Source organism: Acidovorax sp. SUPP950 (assembly GCF_030158935.1).
GTDB lineage: Bacteria > Pseudomonadota > Gammaproteobacteria > Burkholderiales > Burkholderiaceae_C > Paracidovorax.
The window spans coordinates 12,362-30,536 of sequence record NZ_BQXE01000001.1 but is presented as its reverse complement, the minus strand read 5'-3'; the positions used below and the strand labels follow the sequence as shown (position 1 = coordinate 30,536).

General features: G+C 65.4%; 19 protein-coding genes. 1 reads left to right on the top strand and 18 read right to left on the bottom strand.

The window, feature by feature from the left end:
• Window positions 1-6: 6 nt before the first annotated feature.
• The 17 genes from AVME950_RS00140 to pilL2 all read right to left on the bottom strand — a co-directional run bounded on the left by AVME950_RS00140 (window position 7) and on the right by pilL2 (window position 15,723).
• Complete coding sequence (locus tag AVME950_RS00140) at window positions 7-1,302, bottom strand: TraU family protein (RefSeq protein WP_284428265.1); 1,296 nt, start codon at window positions 1,300-1,302, stop codon at window positions 7-9.
• Complete coding sequence (locus tag AVME950_RS00135) at window positions 1,299-1,733, bottom strand: TIGR03757 family integrating conjugative element protein (RefSeq protein WP_284428264.1); 435 nt, start codon at window positions 1,731-1,733, stop codon at window positions 1,299-1,301. Before AVME950_RS00135 ends, AVME950_RS00140 begins: the two co-directional genes overlap by 4 nt.
• A complete protein-coding gene (locus AVME950_RS00130; RefSeq protein ID WP_284428263.1) occupies window positions 1,730-4,615 on the bottom strand; it encodes a conjugative transfer ATPase in 2,886 nt (961 codons plus the stop codon). Before AVME950_RS00130 ends, AVME950_RS00135 begins: the two co-directional genes overlap by 4 nt.
• Window positions 4,612-5,097 (bottom strand): TIGR03751 family conjugal transfer lipoprotein, encoded by a 486-nt coding sequence (locus AVME950_RS00125; protein WP_284428262.1) that lies wholly within the window; start codon window positions 5,095-5,097, stop codon window positions 4,612-4,614. The genes AVME950_RS00130 and AVME950_RS00125 overlap by 4 nt, the downstream gene beginning before the upstream one ends.
• Complete coding sequence (locus AVME950_RS00120; protein ID WP_284428261.1) at window positions 5,084-6,523, bottom strand: TIGR03752 family integrating conjugative element protein; 1,440 nt, start codon at window positions 6,521-6,523, stop codon at window positions 5,084-5,086. Before AVME950_RS00120 ends, AVME950_RS00125 begins: the two co-directional genes overlap by 14 nt.
• 8 nt (window positions 6,524-6,531) lie before the next feature.
• Window positions 6,532-7,380 (bottom strand): TIGR03749 family integrating conjugative element protein, encoded by an 849-nt coding sequence (locus AVME950_RS00115; RefSeq protein WP_284428260.1) that lies wholly within the window; start codon window positions 7,378-7,380, stop codon window positions 6,532-6,534.
• Window positions 7,381-7,635: 255 nt separating this feature from the next.
• Window positions 7,636-8,376, bottom strand: coding sequence for a PFL_4703 family integrating conjugative element protein (locus tag AVME950_RS00110; RefSeq protein WP_284428259.1), 741 nt, complete (start codon window positions 8,374-8,376; stop codon window positions 7,636-7,638).
• A complete protein-coding gene (locus tag AVME950_RS00105; RefSeq protein WP_284428258.1) occupies window positions 8,373-8,834 on the bottom strand; it encodes a TIGR03750 family conjugal transfer protein in 462 nt (153 codons plus the stop codon). Before AVME950_RS00105 ends, AVME950_RS00110 begins: the two co-directional genes overlap by 4 nt.
• Window positions 8,835-8,840: 6 nt before the next feature.
• On the bottom strand, window positions 8,841-9,209 hold the full coding sequence (locus tag AVME950_RS00100; RefSeq protein WP_284428257.1) for a TIGR03745 family integrating conjugative element membrane protein: 369 nt from the start codon (window positions 9,207-9,209) through the stop codon (window positions 8,841-8,843).
• Between the two features lie 33 nt (window positions 9,210-9,242).
• Window positions 9,243-9,479 carry a DUF3262 family protein gene (locus tag AVME950_RS00095; protein ID WP_284428256.1) on the bottom strand — a complete coding sequence of 79 codons (237 nt, stop codon included), beginning with the start codon at window positions 9,477-9,479 and terminating at the stop codon, window positions 9,243-9,245.
• Window positions 9,480-9,500: 21 nt separating this feature from the next.
• Window positions 9,501-9,812: an integrative conjugative element protein, RAQPRD family gene (locus AVME950_RS00090; RefSeq protein ID WP_284428255.1), complete on the bottom strand. Its 312-nt coding sequence runs from the start codon at window positions 9,810-9,812 to the stop codon at window positions 9,501-9,503.
• 13 nt (window positions 9,813-9,825) lie between these two features.
• Window positions 9,826-10,590 carry a TIGR03747 family integrating conjugative element membrane protein gene (locus AVME950_RS00085; RefSeq protein WP_284428254.1) on the bottom strand — a complete coding sequence of 255 codons (765 nt, stop codon included), beginning with the start codon at window positions 10,588-10,590 and terminating at the stop codon, window positions 9,826-9,828.
• Complete coding sequence (gene traD, locus AVME950_RS00080) at window positions 10,587-12,845, bottom strand: type IV conjugative transfer system coupling protein TraD (RefSeq protein WP_284428253.1); 2,259 nt, start codon at window positions 12,843-12,845, stop codon at window positions 10,587-10,589. The genes AVME950_RS00085 and traD overlap by 4 nt, the downstream gene beginning before the upstream one ends.
• Window positions 12,842-13,489 (bottom strand): PFL_4695 family integrating conjugative element protein, encoded by a 648-nt coding sequence (locus tag AVME950_RS00075; RefSeq protein ID WP_284428252.1) that lies wholly within the window; start codon window positions 13,487-13,489, stop codon window positions 12,842-12,844. The genes traD and AVME950_RS00075 overlap by 4 nt, the downstream gene beginning before the upstream one ends.
• A gap of 2 nt (window positions 13,490-13,491) precedes the next feature.
• Entirely contained in the window at window positions 13,492-14,028 is a 537-nt protein-coding gene (locus AVME950_RS00070; RefSeq protein ID WP_284428251.1) for an integrating conjugative element protein, read from the bottom strand.
• Entirely contained in the window at window positions 14,025-15,218 is a 1,194-nt protein-coding gene (locus AVME950_RS00065; protein ID WP_284428250.1) for a hypothetical protein, read from the bottom strand. The genes AVME950_RS00070 and AVME950_RS00065 overlap by 4 nt, the downstream gene beginning before the upstream one ends.
• A gap of 10 nt (window positions 15,219-15,228) precedes the next feature.
• Window positions 15,229-15,723 (bottom strand): PFGI-1 class ICE element type IV pilus protein PilL2, encoded by a 495-nt coding sequence (gene pilL2 / locus AVME950_RS00060; protein ID WP_284428249.1) that lies wholly within the window; start codon window positions 15,721-15,723, stop codon window positions 15,229-15,231.
• A 513-nt stretch (window positions 15,724-16,236) separates the two neighbouring features.
• On the opposite strand from pilL2, the gene AVME950_RS00055 reads away from it, so the two are divergent.
• A complete protein-coding gene (locus AVME950_RS00055; RefSeq protein WP_284428248.1) occupies window positions 16,237-17,187 on the top strand; it encodes a hypothetical protein in 951 nt (316 codons plus the stop codon).
• 83 nt (window positions 17,188-17,270) lie between these two features.
• Here AVME950_RS00055 and AVME950_RS00050 read toward each other — a convergent pair whose 3' ends face one another.
• Window positions 17,271-18,095, bottom strand: coding sequence for a hypothetical protein (locus AVME950_RS00050; protein WP_284428247.1), 825 nt, complete (start codon window positions 18,093-18,095; stop codon window positions 17,271-17,273).
• Window positions 18,096-18,175 lie beyond the last annotated feature (80 nt).

Here is an 18,175-nt window from a genome sequence, read left to right as displayed (position 1 = left end):
AGCTCCTTACGGTACGGAAAACAGGAAAGCGCCACGGCGCTGGCAGCACACGTAGTGCTTCCACAGGTTCCAGGAATAGCCATCGGCGGAATCGGTCTGGCCGTCGCCCCAGGAGGTAAGGGAAAGCGAGTCGTTCGCGCCGAACTGCTGGCAGCTGGTCCACGTGTTGGGATGCAGCATCTGCCACTGCGCCTTGTCCTCGTTGAAGTAGACGTAGTCCTTCGTGCCCTGCAGTTCCACCTTGGCGTAGATGTGCGGCTGCGCGGAGCGGTAGATGATCGACTTGACGCGCTCGGCCAGCACGGCCGAAGCCTTGACCGGGTGCGCCTGGATGATCTCGCCGGTGCGAGGGAAGGTCGGACCCCAGGTCTGCGTGTAGCCGCTACCGATTTCGCCGAGCCCGGGAACCCAGGAGTCGGGGTAGAGCATCTCGACGGGAATGACCCCGCGCCAGAAGGGAGCATCGAGCTCGGACTGGAAGTGCAGGCCGAACAGGGTGGCGCTGCCTGGGCACAGCAGCATGGTGCCGCCCGTGGAGCCGGTGATCATGCTGCCGATCTGCTGGAAGGTGTTGGCCGCGCCGTAGACCAGGTTCACGGTGTCCGCGATCTCCATGACCTGGCGCACGCCCTGCACGCCACGCATGATCGTCTGCAGGCTGCCGAGCAGTTGGCCGGGGGCGTCGAGCATCCTGCGGGCGTCCGATGCGACGGTGCCGGCAATCGAGGCAGGCACGTTCGCCCAACTGGAAGCGATGCTGGATAGCTGGCCGGGGAACTGCGAGAGCTCGAAGGGCCCAGGAATGACGAGCGCGGTGGGTATCGTCACCTGACCGCCGTTCGCGATGATGCCGGCCAGCATTCCGGCCGGGTTACCGATCGCATCAGCCCCTTTGAAATTCGCCATCGCGGATGCTGAGTTGAGCCCGCCGGCGGACGAGTCGAACAGTTGGCTGAACACCGTGGAGCTCGCGCCGTTCATGGTCGTGGCCACGACCCGCCCGATGTCGGTCCACGGGTGCTGCAGCGGCTCGTTGTAGGTGCTCACCACCACGTCGGGCACATAGTGGCTGATCTTGATGGATGTCTCGATCCAGCAAAACGTCAGCTTGCAACGCAGGAAGAAGCACACGCCTTCGACGCGGTAGGACAGGCACGAGGCGAGGCCGGCCGCGGTGCCAGTGATGACGCCTGGCGTGGTGATGGCCTGCGCTGGCATGGGCATGCCGAGCGTCAGCACCGAGCTCGCAGCCGCGAGTGCGATCACCTTGCGCGAGGCGGTGGCGATGCGGGTGAGTGTCATCGGGCGCCCCTCGCTTTGGACTGCTGGTACAGGCCGACCGCGTGCTGCACGTCGGCCACTCCGTAGATCACGGCCTCACGGTTGACCACCACGGCCGGCAGGCGCGTGAGCCGGTAGTGCATGGCCAGTGACATGCCGTTGGCCGCCTGCGTGATCTGGTCCTTGTAGCGGGCGCGGATCTGCGCTTCCTGCTGCTGCATGTAGGCGCGTGCCTGGGCCTCGTTCGCCGGCAGCCTGGCGCTGAACTGGCGGCCCAGCTGGGCGAGCGCGTCGACGCGATACACCTGAAGCAGGTAGTGAGGTTGGGATGGCGTGGAGAGGTTGGTGGCGCTGTTGGCGAACACCTCCACCGTGGTGACCGATGGAGCACCCTGGGCCCACGCGGCGCTGGCGGAGCACACCGCCGCGGCGATCAAGATCCTGCGCTTCATGCCCGAGCCTCCGCCAGTTTCTCGGCCACCATGTAGGCCGCCTCGAGCTCGGTACAGCCATGGGCATCCATGAGGCGCCGACGGTGGGCTTTCTCATGCCCTTCGGTCATCGCGAGAGCGATGGGAACAGCGGGCGGCACGTTCCGGAACAGCCACTGGCCCGTCGCGCTGATGAGCACGCCCTCGGTGTACTTGGGTGGCTCCTTCACGGCCGACTCCATCATGGCCCGCTGCTCGGGCGTGAGATTGCGAAAGCGCGCCACCTCCTCGATCTCCGACTTGTCCATCGTGAGCAGCATCCAGAATTCGCACATCGACAGCACGCGCTCCATGCTGTCGGGGAAGTCCTTCAAGTTCTGCGTCGCCAGCCAGAACCAGATGTTCAGCTTGCGCCACATCTTGGTGGCCTTGGCCACCTTCGGGCCCAGCAGGTCGTTGGTGGTGATCAGGTGGCCCTCGTCAGTCAGCATGATGAGCGGGCGGCCCTGGTCCTGGAACTGCTCCCCGCGTGACTGGACCGAGTCGATCAGGCTGGTGTAGGCGACCGCCAGTGCGTCGCCGTAGCCGTCCTTCACGAGCGTGCCCATTTCGACCAGGGTGACGTCGGCATCCGGCCAGTCGCCGCCGTAGCGGTTGAAGAGCTTGCCGCGAAGGCCCTGGGTGAACGTCATCATCGACTGCCCCATTTCTTCCGCCCGGGCCTGCCGGTGCGTCGAGAGGGTGGGGTCGTTGTGCATCGCCATGAGGGCGATGGCGACGTCTTGCGTCAGCGGATGCTTGTGGCCGTCCTTCGATGCCGCCAGCGCCGCCTTGATGATGGCCCGGGTCACCAGGTAGCGGTCGGCGCGGCTCATTCGCGCCACCTCGGCCGACTCACCGCCGGTAATCATCATGATCGCGGCAATCAGCATCTCGCCAAGCAGATCGCGCTTCTCGTCAACGTCGTCGTCCGCATCTGATGCTGCGGCGTCGATCACGGTGTCAACCGTCTCCATGATCTTCGAGCTCTTGGCACCGTCCGCGGCCTCGTCCACGCTGAGGCCCGCATTGCGCTTCGCTTGGTTCTCTGCGGCGTGGAAGGAGTCCATGATCTCCTTGTCCTGCAGCAGCCGCGCGCCATGCACGAACGGCGGCAGCGACTCCTCGCAATCCATGGTCAGCCGCACCCGGTGCACCGACAGCCCCTTGGCGGCCATGTCCTTCACCAGTAGGTCGAATGACATGCCTGCGTCCACGATCACCAGGCGCGGGCGGTGCACGGCCATGGAGAACATGGCCTGGTAGTTCAGCGTCGCGGACTTGCCCGCGCCCGTCGGCCCCAGCACCAGCATGTGCGCGTTCTTCTTGCGGTCGAGCTTGTTGAGCGGGTCCATGAAGAGCGGTTCGCCACCGCGATTCCAGAACCACATGCCGGGGTGCGGGGTGCCGCGGGAGCGGCCGTACACGGGCGCGATCGCGGCGATGTGGCTCGCGAAAGTGAGACGCGAACGCAGCATGTAGCGGTTATCGAATTCGGGATCGAAATTGAACGGCAGCGCCCGCACGAAGCTGTCGAGCGGCACCAGGTCCTGGCGCGGATCGACGAAGCGCATGCCGGTCGGGCCAAGTAGCGCGTTGACCTCGGAGATCGCGGCGTCCAGCGCGCTCCGATCGCGGCCCGTCAGGTACAACGTCACGAACATCGGGTAGAGCTTGTCGCCGCCCACCATGCGCTGCAGCACCCGCTCGCACTCGGCGTGCGCCTCCATGGCGACGGCGGTCTTCGCCCGGGACTTGTCGCGGGTCCTCTCCACCTTCCGCTCCACGAGGTGCTGAGGCGCCACGGTGATCGTCATCGACAGCATGGACCCGGGCGGGAGGCGGTCGAAGCGCGCATAGCTCTCCTTGCCGCTGGTGAGCTCCGCTGAGAAATGCCCGATGGAGGGCTGGCCGCGCAGGTTCTGGAGCGTGAGCGCCTTCACCGGCACCCCGTCGAACTCGAAGAGGCCGGCATCGACGTCTGCACGCGGTTGGCTGAGGGAGAGCGACTCGGCCAGGTCCCAATCGAACATGCCGTCAGGCATCTCGCCGGGGTAGGGCATCTTCTGCAGGAGTTCGCCCGGGGTGGGGGCCCACGGCACCTCGCGGTTGAAAAACGGAAGCAGCCATTCGTAGAAGTCCCGGCCGTTGCAGCGGCGCGCAGTCACACCCGCCTCGGTGAAGGTCGCGAGCAACGTCGTGGCCACGGCCTCCATCTGCTTGATGGGCTCGGCCGGCTCGTTCGCCAGGCCGGTGAACTTGCGGTAGATGCAGCAGCGCACGCGGCGCTGCTGGCCGCGCCAGACCTGGCCGGTGACGAGGGTGTCGGTGAAAAGGCCCTGCGGGCGCGATACCTGGTCCAGGTGCTTGCGCATTTCGGCGAGTACGGACTGCGTGTACGCCGAGGCGATCACCTCCTGGGCCCGGGCCGGGTTGTCCTTGTGCTGGGACAGGATGTAGTCGTGCAACTGCTGGTTCAGGATCTCGACGTTGCGGTCGTCGCTCAGGAAGAACTGCACGATCCAGGGCGAGCCGTCCGCCTCGGGGAGCGCCTGCAGCGCCTCCTGGACCTTGCGGGCGCGCTCCTGTAGGTAGGCGAGCGGCTGGGCCTCGGTGGCCACCGGGCTGAGCTCGAACATGGCCCCCAGGGTGGCGCCATCGCGCATCGCGAACACCTGCTCCGCTGGGGAGTAGCACACGTAGGGCAGCAGTTCGGTGAACGAGGGCGGCCTGGCCGCCATCCTGCGGCGGTCCGCCGCGGTCATGGGCTTGCCGGGCGCGCCGGAGGCTGCGGCCACCGGCGAAGAGCGGTCTTCGCTCGCCGGGGTGGAGCGGCCGAGCAGCGCATCGAACCATTTCTTCATCGACGGCCTCCTTCGGCGGACACGCGACCCTGGAAGGCAGCGCGGCCACGCTGCAGATCCTCCTGCACCTCGCCGGGCAGGGCGTATTCCGTCAGTTCGTACATCGGGAACACCGTGACGTATCCCGGCACCGGGTACTTGCCCTTCGCCAGGTGCGGGTACACGACCATCACCAGGTCGGGGTTGGCCAGGCGGGCGAAGCGCTGCTGCATGGGCTCGACGGCCGACCAATAGCGCTGAGTCCGCCCATCGTCGGCGGCCACGGGGCGCGCGGGTGCGTCCTGCTCCAGCTGGTCTCGGGGCGTGGACCGGGAGCGGTCAGGCGCGCCGCCGGCGGCTTTGCCGCGGTAGACATCGAGCACCGTGGGACTGCCTTCGGTGACTTCCTTGAGCGGGCTCTCCCGCGGGCCGCTGACGGAGCAGCCCACGAGCAGGGCGGCGGAGAGCGACAGGACAGCGAGGATGTGGCTATTCGAGGCCATAGCGGGCTCCGGAGAGGACGTTGGAGGATTGGGTGCGGTGCACGATCTTTCGGGCGTTGGCGGGCTTGTCGATGGCGACCTCGGTGTCCAGGTGCACCACCAGTTGCTGGCCGGCCGGCGTCACCACCGCGTCGAAGCTGCTCTTGAGGCGTTCGGTAAGCCAGCGCGTGAGCTCGTCGGCCGCGCCCGACCCCATGCGGCCGAGCGCAAAGCTGCCCGCATTGCCGGTGACGGACGAGGACGTCGAGTCGCCCCGATTGAGCGTGGTTGTCTGCGCCTGGGCCAGCGCCTCGGCGGCCACGCCCAGGCCCTTCGCGCCCACGATGTCGGTCAGGTAGGCCGGAGCGTTCGTCACGAACTTGCCCTGGATGCAGGGATTGCCGTGGAGATCGCTGATAAATCCGAGATCGCTCGTGTTGCCCGACCCCAGTCCGCCATTGGCTGACGATCCGGAGCGGCGCGCGGAGATCGTGCGGATGGTCCCATCGTTGAAGACGAAGGTCATGCTGCGCACCTTGCCCTCGGTACAGGACAGTGCCATGTCACCGATCGCCACGCCCGTCACCACCATGCCGGCGAGATCCTCCGGGAGCTCCCAGCCGTTGGCCGCCAGGTTCTCTCGGCCCACGATCGCCTTGAACTGCATCGGATCGGTCACCCGGCCGTTCACCGGCACGCGGCCGATGAGGCTGGTCATCGCGGTCACGCCCGTCAGGGTGGAGTTCTCCGGCAGCGTGAAATACGGCTCCGCCTCGGGCTTTTCAGCCGCGGCCTGGGCGGCGCGCGCCGCGCTGCCGCTGCCTGCAGGCATCGCGGCCGCGGCCGCTGCCGCGGCAGTGGCGCTGCCCGGGCTGCGGACGTAGCGTGTCGTGGTCATGCCCTGGTTGCTCTGGGTCTGCGCGACGTAGCCCATCGGGGGGACGACCTTGTAGCCCACGGCGCCGGCCGCGCCCTCCGAGGGCGTGTCCTGCGCCGTGGCGCCGTCCGCCGGCGTGGCCGGATGGCCGCCCAGCGAGCCGAGGGTGTTGGTGGCGTTGCCCCAGGCGTTCGCAATCACGTCGACGGCGCCACCACCCAGCCTGCCCGGGCGGGGCGGCGCGGGCTGGTCGGGCGCTGCCGCCGGCGAGGCTGGGTCCGTGCCGCCCACCGGCGCTGCCGTGCCGCCCGTCTTGGCCTGGCGGCGCAGTTCCTCGTTCTCCCGGAGTACGCGTTGGACGTCCTGACGCAGTTCGCGGTTCGACGCGACGACCGTAGCCAGCGTCTCGGCCGGGGTGTCCTCGTCGGCACCAGCGGTCTTGGGCAGCGGAACGGCTTTCATCGGCTCGGACGCCGGTGCCGCATTGCGGTTCATCATGAAGATCGTCCCGACGAGCGCGATCGCGGCGATCGCGAGGATGGGGATGAATCGGTTGCTCTTGACGGCCATGGATCACCTCACAGACAGGACTCGAACGCGCGCTCGCACACCAGGTAGAGCGCCGTGGTGTCGGTGTCGCTGCCAGCGGGCCCGAGGCGCCCGTGCTGGGCGGTCGCCGCGAGCCAGCGTCCGCGCAGGCTCTCCAGCGGCACTTCGAGCGGGAAGCGCGAACGGTTGGTAAGGCGCACTGCGGTAACGGACAGGCCTCCGGCGCGCCACTGCCCGACCGGCACGGCCTGGACGGCAGCGCCGCGCACCAGGCCGGCCAACTCGTCGCCGCTCACGGCGACCTGGCTCACGCCCGCGAGGGGGCTCGCGAGCCGGCGCGGTGCGTACAACTGGCGGGCTGCGTACCGGGTCAGCTGCACCATGTCCACCTCGGGCGTTGATGCCGCCCGACCGCCGGTGGCCGCACCGTCCACGGCGGTCGGTTGCGCGACGGTCCCTGGCTCCACCACGGACACCTGCAGTTCGCCGCCGGCGGTGCCGGCGTCGGACGGTTTGGTGGCCACCAGGTCCAGCGGGATCTGCTGGCCGCTGTCCACGAGCTCGGCGACGATGCGGATGGGCGTGAACGGCACCAGGGCCGTGACGTACAGCGTGCCGCCGATCGATTCCACGCGTGCAACGGCCTCGATGTCGCTCGGGACGTGCAACAGGGCGTCGGACGGCAGCGTGACCAGGCGTTCCTGCCCCACGGTCAGGTTCACCCGCACGGGCTCACGGGCGAACACCGCGCGCTCGGCCGGGGCCGAGCTACTGCCCGCGAGCGGTGCCGGACCCACGGTGCGCAGCGTGGCGCGCGCGGCGGCGGCGCGCGCGATCGAAGGCCCGCTCGTGCCTGCCAGGGGCGCAGGCAGACTCATTCCGGCGACGGTGTTCTGTGGCGGCCGCACGGCCCTGCCACCGGCGGACGGCGCCTGGCCGAGGTCCACGGCTTCCGCAGGTGCGGCGACCTGAGTGGTTGGCCTTCCCGCATTCATGAGGTCGGCTGGAGGCGCGCCGACGTTGAGCGGCTCAACCTGCTGCGCCTGCAGCTGCGCGGCGAAGCCGGCGATCAGGAACGCGAGCAGAGGGCGGTGGGTACGATGGCTGGGGTGAAGCATGGTCAATGGTCGGCCTCAGTCAACGGCCGTGTCTCGCGGCAGGCTGGACGGGGTGATCGTTCCGGGCAGGCGTGGCGCCTGAACACTGATGCGCACGTCGGCGCCGGACCTGAGGTCCGCGGGATTCAGGCGGGCAGGGCGGTTCGCGCCGAAGCAGTCCAGCGCAAGATGCCAGGGGTTGCGTTCGCGATCGACGTCGAAGCGCACCACGCGCAGCGGGTAGCGGATGAACACGTCCTTGACCGACTGCCCGCCGAACGTCTCGGTCACCTGCATGTCCAGCAGCACGGTCCAGGCGTCGGGGCCATCGGCCAGCACGCGGTTTTCCGAGTAGGGGAAGCCGGGAATCTCGGAGATCTGACGGGTGCGCCGGCGCAACTCGCCCTTGCCCTGCCGCAATTCCATGTCCGCCTGCAGCTGCGCCTGGCAGCGCGGCGTGAGGTAGTACTGCATATTGAAAATCTGCTGCCCGTAGTCCTGTGCACCATCGGTCTGCCAGCGGTTGGTCTGCTGCCAGATGTAGTACGCGAATCCGTAGACGTTGGGCGAGGGCACTGGCGAGCGTCCATCGCTCACGCGCACCGTGTCGCCCGCCCGCACGTCGGGAGCCAGGTGGACGTCCACCGACTTCGGCTGGCGCCAGGCGAACCACGTGCTCACGATGCCGAGCGCGATCACGCCCGCCATCGCCTTCGTGAGGCGGTCGTTGTGCCGCCGCTCTGACGCCAGGGCATCGAGAAATTGACCACTGCTCATGGCTGTTGGGAATTTGGTGTGGTGATGCTTCGCGCGAGATCCGCTCTCTCGCTTCCAGACGGGGAGACGACGTCGAAGTCGATGCGTCGGCCGAGCTCGAAGTAGCCGTGGTGCCGCAGGTACCGTTTCCGGCCAGGGCCATGGTCGTCGAGCCACAGGCGCGCCGCCTGCACGTACCAGCCTTCGGGCTTGTTGCGCTTCACCTGCTGAAGGTAGAGCGACGCTTGCCAAAGCACCGCGAAGGGCCCGATGACAGAGCTCGCGAAGATGAAGTGCCAGTAACCCGTGGCCAGGAATAGCAGGAACCCGACCACGAGAAAAATCGCGAACGAAACTGCGGCCACATAGCCGCCCTCTGTCGCGGACATCCCATTGATGATGGGCGGCTCGGTGTTCACCCGATCGGTCAGTGGGGCCGGTCCACCGCTGCCTGGGGAACGAACGTCGTCTGCAGCCATGATTAGTCACGCCATCGTCTGCATCGCGTAGTTGGCGAGCATGATGATGAAGACCAGCAACACGATCCCGACGATCAGGAATTCTTTGAAATCGGCCAGGTGGGCGCGACCATCGCTGTACTCCTTCCACTTCTTGAGCGCTCCTCCGATGACGGCGAAGAAGGCGAGGGAGCCGAGCACCAAGCCGAGGATGGTGAACCCCGCCTTGAAGTACGCACCTATCATCGCAAGCCAGTCACCATCTTGAACAGCGGCACCACCGATACCGCCGCCGGAGGGCTTGGGGATGTTGGGCAGAGCGGCCATCGCAGCGGACTGGACGCAGGTAGCGATCACCAGGCAGGCTCGGCTGGCAACGTGGCGGATGGACTTCATGGGATCCCCTTCAAGAACAAAAGACGTCCTGACTCAAAGCCAGGCAAGAAACGAAAAAATGACCAGCAGCAGGACGCAGATCGTGATGAGCGCCTGGTACAGGTCGGACTTGTCCAGCAGGCCGTCGCCGTAGGCTTCGGCGAGCTGCTGAGCAATGAATCCGGCGACGAGGAAAATCGCCGCGAACACGATCGCCAGCAGCACGGCCTTCATCCGCGCCGGATCGACGCCTGCGCCCTGCAGGAAGGCCGCTTTCATGTCGCCGTACATGCACCAGGTCCAGCAGCCGCATCACTGGCGGTAGTCGCCGCGCAGCGGCGAGACGGGCCGCGGCTGGCGCGGCGTGTCGACGTGGGTGACGATGCCCTGGCGCAGCATCTCCAGGTCGCGCAAGAGCCAGTCGTAGCGGAACTTCACGCGCTGGCCGGTGGGCGCGGAGCGCTCGGCCTCGCTCACCATGGCCTGGACCTGCTCGATCTCCGACGCGATGCGCGAGAGACGGTCGCGCTCGAGCTCGTCGTCGCTCACGCCGGCCCAGGCCGTGGCCGTCGTGACCAAGACGCCGGCCGCGATCAGGGCAAAGAGCTTGCGGGCGGGTTTCATGGGTTTCTCCTTCTCATGCGTACTTTTTGAATGCGCCCACGGTGGTCGAAAGCGTCACGGCCACCAGGACCGTGAATACAAGCACCATGTGCGCGGGGTTGAAGCCGCCGAACGGCCAAGAGAGGTAGAGGCCGAATCCCCCGGTGAGGGCCCAGCCGGTGTAGCGTTTGGCGTGGTGGTAGACGAAGGACGACTCGCGGCCGCCCGTCCAGCGTCGGCGGTCACGGCGCACCAGGCCATCGACCACGCCGATGAGGCAGGCCAGCACGAAGGCCGGCATGGCGAAGGCGCCGATCGCCATGCGCAGCAGTACGTCCTGGGCCACGAACATGCTGATGACCATCCATTCGGAAAGCGTGCGTGCGGCGTCCGCCGTGGCCACGCCGATCCCGCGCAACTGCGGCGCGACCGCGTTACCGGAGAACGGCAACGCGGTGGGCTCTGCGGCGGGCGGTGCATGCATGCGCTGGTACCAGCGCAGCACGCCGAGCTTTTCGTAGGGCATGCGGACCCAGCCGGCGATCTGCAGCGAGAAGGCCACGGTGTCGCGCACCAAGAGGCTGCGCGGCGCGGCCGCGATGTACTCTAGGTCCTGCTGAACCAGCGACTGCGCGTGCCGAATCCCCTGGCCCTTCCACAGGAAGTACCCGCCCCCGATCTCGATGAGCATGCCGGCGATCCAGGCGCCGACCGCCACGCTGACGAGCCCGAAGGAGACGCTGAATGCAAGCCCGATCGGGCCCACGGCCTGCGGCTTGGGAGGCGGTGCCGGCGTCATTGCTGGTGCCCCATGAGGTTACCCATCACGGCGCTGTGTGCCAGGGCCGATCCGTGCGTGCCATGGACCGCCGCGGTGCCCGCGTCGTCATCGCCGTCGTCATCCGCCAAGTGCGTGTCGATGAGCCCGGCCGCGCCGGCGCCCAGCGGCTGCGTGCCCAGCCAGTCCGTTTCCGCGGCCCAGCGCTCGCTCGTCCGGTACCGCCGCTTCATGTCCTCGGCCACGACCCGGAGCGACTGGGGGATAAAGGGGTCGTCGGTCGTGTCAGCGAGCGGGATCCGGATCTTGAAGCGCCGATTGCCTTCGAGCAGGGCGAAGGCCTGGCCCTGCGGCAACTCCAAGATGTCCGACGCCTCAAAGAGCGGCGATTTCACCGACGTCACTATGTCGTCGTTGCGCGAGAGGAAGTCCACGCCGTCGCCCTTGGCGGCCGTGTCGCTCACACCGCTCATCGGGGTGAGGTGGACCACGTTCACCTGCGGCAGCTGCTCGGCCATGAGGTTGGCCGTGGCCACGGACCGCACGCGCAGCATGACCAGATGGTTGAAGTTGTCCATGATCTGGCCGGCCTTGGCCTTGTCGCCCACCTTGGCTTCGATGTCGAACATGGACTGCGTGTAGGCCGTGATCCGGAAGCCCGAGCCGCCCAGCTTGTTGACCATGGGCACGAACTCGGGGCCGGCGATCTCGTTCACCTCATCGAAATGGCAGCACACCGTCGGGAGCTGGAGCTTGCCGTCGTGGCTGTGCGGATTCAGCCCGGTCTTGTAGAGCTTGCCGCCCGTGGAGACCAGGTCGGAGAGCATCGAGTTGCCCACGGCCGACGAGACCACGGAGTCCGACAGGGCGTCCAGGCCCGCGTACACGATGCCGCCCTGGCGGAACACCGTCATCCAATCGAAGATAGGCCGCTTGTCTTCGGGGTCGAAGTAGTCCGGAGAGATGAGCTTGCCCACGGCGCCGGACGTGAGCTTTTCGAGGAACGGGCCGAGGGACGCGACGATCTTCTCGTAGAACGAGCGCTCGTACGAGAACGCAGCCGCCAGGCCAAGCAGGACCTTGTCGTCAAGGCGCGAGTCCTTGATCCACAGGTACATGGCCACGAGCTCGGGGGCCCGGTCCGCCAGGCTGCGCGGCACAGGCGCCTTCTTCGCCTGGATGGCCCTCTGCAGTTCCTGCAGGCGGTCTTCGTAGTCCGTGAACCGCCCCTCGGCCGCGAGCTTGCGGAACACCATGTTGGCGTAGTCCATGAACAGCGGGTCGATGCCGGTCACGTCCTTGAGCAGCGTTTCGTAGGTCGGGATGCGGCCCAGCGCCACCTGGGCCTGGGCGACGATGTTGGTGAACCGCCAGGAGAACTCCTTGAACGCCGCCGAATTGCCCGCGGAGGGCAGGGCGTTCGTGGCCCGGCCCGCCACCTCTGTGATGCGCGCGAAATTGCCGATGCCGTTGTAGCGGGCACTGATCTCCGGATAACCGAGGTGACACAGGTAGAAGCTGTCTTCGCGTCCGGCGCGCCGCGCTTCGGCCTGAATGCGGAGCATAAGTTCGGCATCGCCCTTCGGGTCGATGACGATGACCACATAGCCCGCATGAATGTCCTGGGTCGCGAGCAGTTCCAGCAGGCGGGTCTTGCCGACCCGCGTGGTGCCCATCACGAGCATGTGGCCCGACCGGGAGGACTGCCGCAGCTTGACCGGACGCTCTTCGAGCACGCCAACGCCGTGCAGGATCGGGTTCCCGCCCAGGTCCACGCCCGTGGCGAACGGATTGGCGGTGCCGCCCAGTTCGACCCCTGCGCGCACCGCCTTGCGGACAGGATCCTTGGACTTGGAATCCGCCCACTTGCGGATGCGCTCGCCAGCCTCCGCCAATTGGCGCTCCACACCGCTCGGCTTGACGTATTCCTGCACCTTCTTGGCCTGGGTGTCGAGTTTGCGCTGGGTGTGCTTCTGGGTCCACTCGAAGCCTTCGCCCAGGTACAGGTGCTCGCGCGTGACCGGGAGCTTGTGCGGCGCGACCCGCGTGATCTTGGTGAACTTCAGGCCGCGCTGGTACCGATAGACATGCAGCGCCTCGCGGGCCCGGACGGTACCGAACGCTGCAGCGATGGCTCCCGTCACCAGGCCGAGTGGCTGGGGCATCATCAGCGCCCATGGGGCGGCCGCAGCGACGCCCGCGATGCCGAAGGCCGTGGCGGCGCTCCAGCCCTCTACCGGAGGCCGCAGCAGGCCTTCCATGACCGCCTCGCTCATCGACGCCCTCCCACCTGCCGGGGTAGCTTCTGGACGTGGGCAGGCATCGGCTGCTCCAGCGATGACCGGTCCGAAGCAGCGGGCCCGGCGTCCTGCGTCAGGATCTGGTACGCACCACCATCCGTCTGCACCAGGACCGGGTAGACGCCGGCGCCGGCGGCTGCCAGCCGCTCGGACATCCAATCGCCCGAATCCGGAGCCAGGCGCATTGGGCGGGCCAACCGCTGCATCACCTGGTAGGCGGCAGCGGTCCCGGCCTGGACCACAACCCCGACTGCCTGCATCTGCACCAGGCGGGCATGGTTGAACGCGAGCCACCGGAACGACACGTCGTCGGCAGCCACCACGAACACGGCCTCGGTCAGCCATTCGGGCTGGAACACCGGCGTGCCCTCCATCTGCAGCACGCCGCCGCGCAGGCGGCGGGTCACGAATGGGAAGGGGACGCCGGAAAGGGCGCCCGGGTCATCGGCATCGCCCGCCAGTTGGGCGAGGTAAGGGGCCATCGGAACGCCGCGGCCGCTGTCGTGGATGATCTGCAGGGCGACGTCTGCGCCATCGCGGCCCAGCGCTGCAGCAGCGGCCAGGCCGGGCAGGTGCCCGGCCAACAACGCAGCAGCGCGAAGAATGCGTCTTCGTTGCATAGTCATCGGCGGGCGGGCACCCGCGGCGAAAGCGACGGCTGCTCCAGGATCTGGCTACGCGGCACATTGGCGACGTCCGCGGCGCCCACGGAACTCTGCACCCGCGGCAGACCTTCGTAGCTGACCATGGGCTCGTTGGGGTACAGCCGCGCCATGGCAGCGGCCATTTCGCGCTCCCAGGCAATGGACCGCGCAACGTCCTCGTGGAAGATCCGCGCCAGGCGCTCAGCGTATTGACGCCGCTCCGCATCCGTGCGGGCATGGATCCCGAGGATCTCCAGCGGACTGAGCTTGTCCACGGAAAAGCTGCCGCGTGGCCCGAGTGCCAGCACCTTGGCGCGGCGCATCTCTTCTGCCGTCAGGCCCCAGATCTGCTGCACCTGCAGGTCCGTGGAGTCGGCCTGCGTGCGCGACGTGGACGATGTCGAGGCAGTCGAGCTCGCTTCTGCGGTCCGGCCGGTGCGCACCTGCGCCAACGCGGGTGAAGAGCCGATGAGCGTGGCGGCGGCGATCGTCATCGCAATGCTGCGCATCGTCATCCCCCCTGGCTCACGTAGAGGGTGAGGCCAGCGCTGCCAGGCGCGGCAAACGTCGCGGATTTCGACACGGGATCCGCGGACTTGAGCGCGAGCCCGTTGACGACATCACCAGGCCGCAGTACGCGGAGCCGTCGATCGCCGGCCACGCCCGAAGCAACCACCACCGAGGGCTCACCATTCCACATGTCCACAGCGACCAGCTGCCCGCCGAGCGGTACAGCTGGCTTGGCCTGGGCCGTCGCCGGAGACTGCGGAGCTTCGGCGACGGCCTGCCGTGCGGCAGCAGCGCGCGTGCTGGCACGCGCAGCACGTTGCGTGGCGGGTCGAGGCTGCGTCACAGTACGCGTCGGGGATGCTGTTGCGACCACGGGCGCGGGCGCAGCGGCCTCCACAGCAGGGCGTGCAGGAGCGCGTACATCTTGTGCCTTCTGCAGGTCAGCCAGTTGCTTGGTCAGGGCCGCCACCAGCGCCTGCGTGGTGCGCAACTGCTCCTGAAGTTCGGCGGTCGTCGTGGCCTCGGATGACGGCGATCTCGCCGGCGGCGCGGATACGGCGGGAGGCGCTGCAACAGATGGGCTTTGCACTGGCTCTTCCGTGGGTGCCGCGCGTTGCAGGCTCTCAGGCCCGGACGCTGCCGGCCTGGGGCCCGTGGTGGGTGCCTCTGCGGGCTGCGCGCCCCCCGCATGACCGAGGTCGATCGCAGCTGGGAGGGTGCGGGGGACGCGCGCGTCAGGGCCGCCCAGGCGTGGATCGAATACTGGATCGACTTCTGCCGAGGTGGGCTCGGGCAGCCCGCCCGACGGTAGCGACGAGCCCAACAGATCGACGGTCACAGCGGGCTTCGGGGCCATCTGCAAGTAGATGAGGAGGCCGATGCCGCATACGCTCGCAACCAGCATAGTGCGCAGGCCGAGGGTCCGTTTCGCCGTTGCGGCGACCGCATTCACGGGACGCTCGCTGGCCTTCGTGGACGGCGCTGCTGGGGCAGGTTCTTCCGGGATGGCCTCGTCGCCAAGTTCCGGATCCGCACGCAGCGGACGGAGTGCATCACCGTGCGCACCGCTGCCTTCGGCATCATGCAGCCACAGATGATCCGGCGGTGCCACGGGCAGCGCCTCTTCTTGGCGGCGCCGCTCGTCATCCAGTTGGCGCTGCTCCTGCGTCCGGTCGAAGTCGTCGGTTGCGATCATCGCTGCCTCCCTACGGCTTTGCGACGGGCGCGGGCGACACGATCGGCTGGAGCTGCCGCGGCGTCGGTCCGTTCACCAACGTGAACCAGACGCGGCGTGTCACCGGATCGGTCTGCCACCGCCAGGCTTTGCCGACGAGGACGTTCAGGATGTCCTGCACGCTGAACGGTCCGAGCGTGCGCTGAGCCTCGGGCAACGGCAGAGCGAGAAATTGCCGCGCATCGGCCGGAAGGCTCTTCCTGTCCGGCAGTGCATAGCCGGTCCGCAGCAACGTGTACTCGATCGCGTCACCGACCGTTGTCACCTGCTCGCGAGGAAAGGTAATCTGCGCCACGAGCTCCAGCGGCTCACTCAGGCTCTGCTGAGGTACTGCCTCGGCGGTGGAGTAGCGGCCCAGCATCACGCGCGTGTTGCCGTCCACGAGAGCGGGAGACGAGTGCGTTACGGCGGACTGCAGCAGCAGCATCACGCCGGACGCGAGGCAACGGGTCAGGTGCCGTGTCATGGGTCAGGGCAATTCCTTGGGAAAAAAAGAAGCCCGGGCCGCCAATACATGGGGAGGAGAGGGAGGGAGAAGCGGCGGCCCGGGGGATTCGCAGTGCGTTTCCAGGGCTGAATCCTCCGCATGCGGACCAGTCCCCTCAATCGAGAACCCTTCTTTGCATGGCGCACGATTTACGCTTGACAACCACCTACAAAAATGGCTGGGCGGATCGGAAAGAAATGGTGGCAAGCAGAGGGCTGCTTGCTACGGGGAAAGGCCTTCTACAGGTTAGGGGCCCAACCCAAAGGGCGCGCATGCTCCTCATAATTGAGGAGCATGCGCAAAGGGTTTATCGGTACAGGGAAATGGTAGTACGGTTATAGCCGAGAGCATGCACGGGGCCGTGCTTGCCCTCGGCAAAGGGAAGTGTCGAAAAGGCGGGCCCGAACTTTTAGCGATATGGCTGCATCGCGATATTACGGTCAAAGTCTCGCTCGGAATCTTTAACAGCGAGAATACACAAGGGAGGTGATCTTGGAACAGAACTATCAGCCGGAATACTATTACCGCGTCGATTCTTATATTGGAATTCGGGAAATTTGTAAAGACGAATTATTTCGCGCCGCACGATGGCAGAATGGTGGACGCTGCTGGCGTCACGCCTCACTAATCGCGGCGTCTAATACGCTTCAGCCGCATGAGGCAATCTATAGAATTTCTTTTTGGAAAAACGAAGATGATGCAAGAAAGGATCTCTCGGCTCGCAATTGCAACGAACCACATGTGATGCTGCGAATTAAACGTGACGCGGTAATTGAAGCTTTGCATGGGTGGGAGTTCGAGGAGGATGATTTTCTTCCTGGAAGGGCAGCCCTCATTTGGTGTCGCACAATAAAGGCGGGAGAAAGATTCTGCGATGATGGGATCCCGTTTAGTGCCTTTGAGGTATGGGAAGCAGGCACTTGGCGTCCGTGGTTCAGTGCCGACGCAGTGCAACCTGATCGGGTGCGTTTAGCTCGTTCCGGGTGGTTGCCAATCTATCTCCACGAAGACCGCGGGGTAGTACTAGTACATTGGTATGCGGTTGCTAGCAGCGGAGCAACTGGAAAGATCTGGATTCTCCTCACAACCGATGAACGCTCACCTACAAACCTGGGGAACAATGAATATGCCATCTACCAAGTGGCTAATTTTCTTCTTTCGGGCCCGCTTAAATTGGTCACTGGATATGTAGTCGGAGTGTTGCCAATCCACGTTAGCAGCGACAACATCTGGACGGAACAATACTCGGTCGCAGTCGCTGAACAGCCGGCACGCTCATTGACAGACCGTATATTTCGCCGGGCGGGTGCTCCCAGCCGATGGGAAGTCAAGAAAGAGTGGGTCATGCGCAACCGCGAGGAGCATGATCTCATTGTGCGTTCAGGCCTTCGCGGCGCTAGACCAGAGGCCAAAGATTCTGCTTGGCTTCCCAAATCATTCTGACCAGAGTAGGCAACAAGAGTCCACGCATGGACGAGCCCGCACGACAGCCCACCGTTTTCCCCTTAGGCACGGCTGTGCGGCCTTTACTCACCACCTCTATTTTCGCCATCCCTCCACCGCCTGACCGACTGAATTTTAAGATTGCTCGAGTCGAGAAATTCCATATCCTCTTCCTTGTCGAGAATGCGGAATTCCCCGGTCGCCCTCGCCGGCGATCCTACATACTTTACGGCGATTAATCTGTCACCATATCGCTTAATGACCGCAAAATCTCGGTGCGCCTTGAGAACAATGAAGCCCTCCTGCAACTTCGCGTGCATGGATCCTCCCATCCAAGCCATCCACACCGCAGCCCCAGTAAAAATCACCACTCTAACCGGGATAATGCCAAACCTTCTTATAATTCTATCCCAGGGTGTTTTATTTATGTAAGTACTTTTTTCGCCTTCAGACAAACGCTGCGAAAACGATCCCGGCTTCGAAAACAGAGCTACGATATAATCACCAAGGAAAACAAAAGACCACCCAAGAATATTGATAATAGATAGCCAGCTGATTGGTCGATCGAGAACAAAAGGTGAGATGCATATTATTGAAACCAACACAATCCGCAATTTGAGCATCGGATGAGGAAGGGCCGACATTAATTCTTGAGGCAAGAAACTTGCATCGATTAGGAACACACTTACAACCAAAATAAGGAAAGCTGCAAATAGAATAGTTCCTGTAGTGGGCTCAATGATGTATCCAGGTATTCCGAAATACGCGCAATATCCATATTCATATGCAAACGTGATCAGATATGCAGCGGCCGTGGCTGCAGCGACGATCAAGCCATCGGTAAAAAAAGAACGTGGCTGGGGAACGGGGGTGGCACTCTTGTTTTTTAGGCGGTATGATTTTGGCATCTCAAGCTACGCACGATTATATTCAATTCGGATTGAATATTAAATTCCGGCTCGTAGTGAGCAGGACGCGTGGACCATTC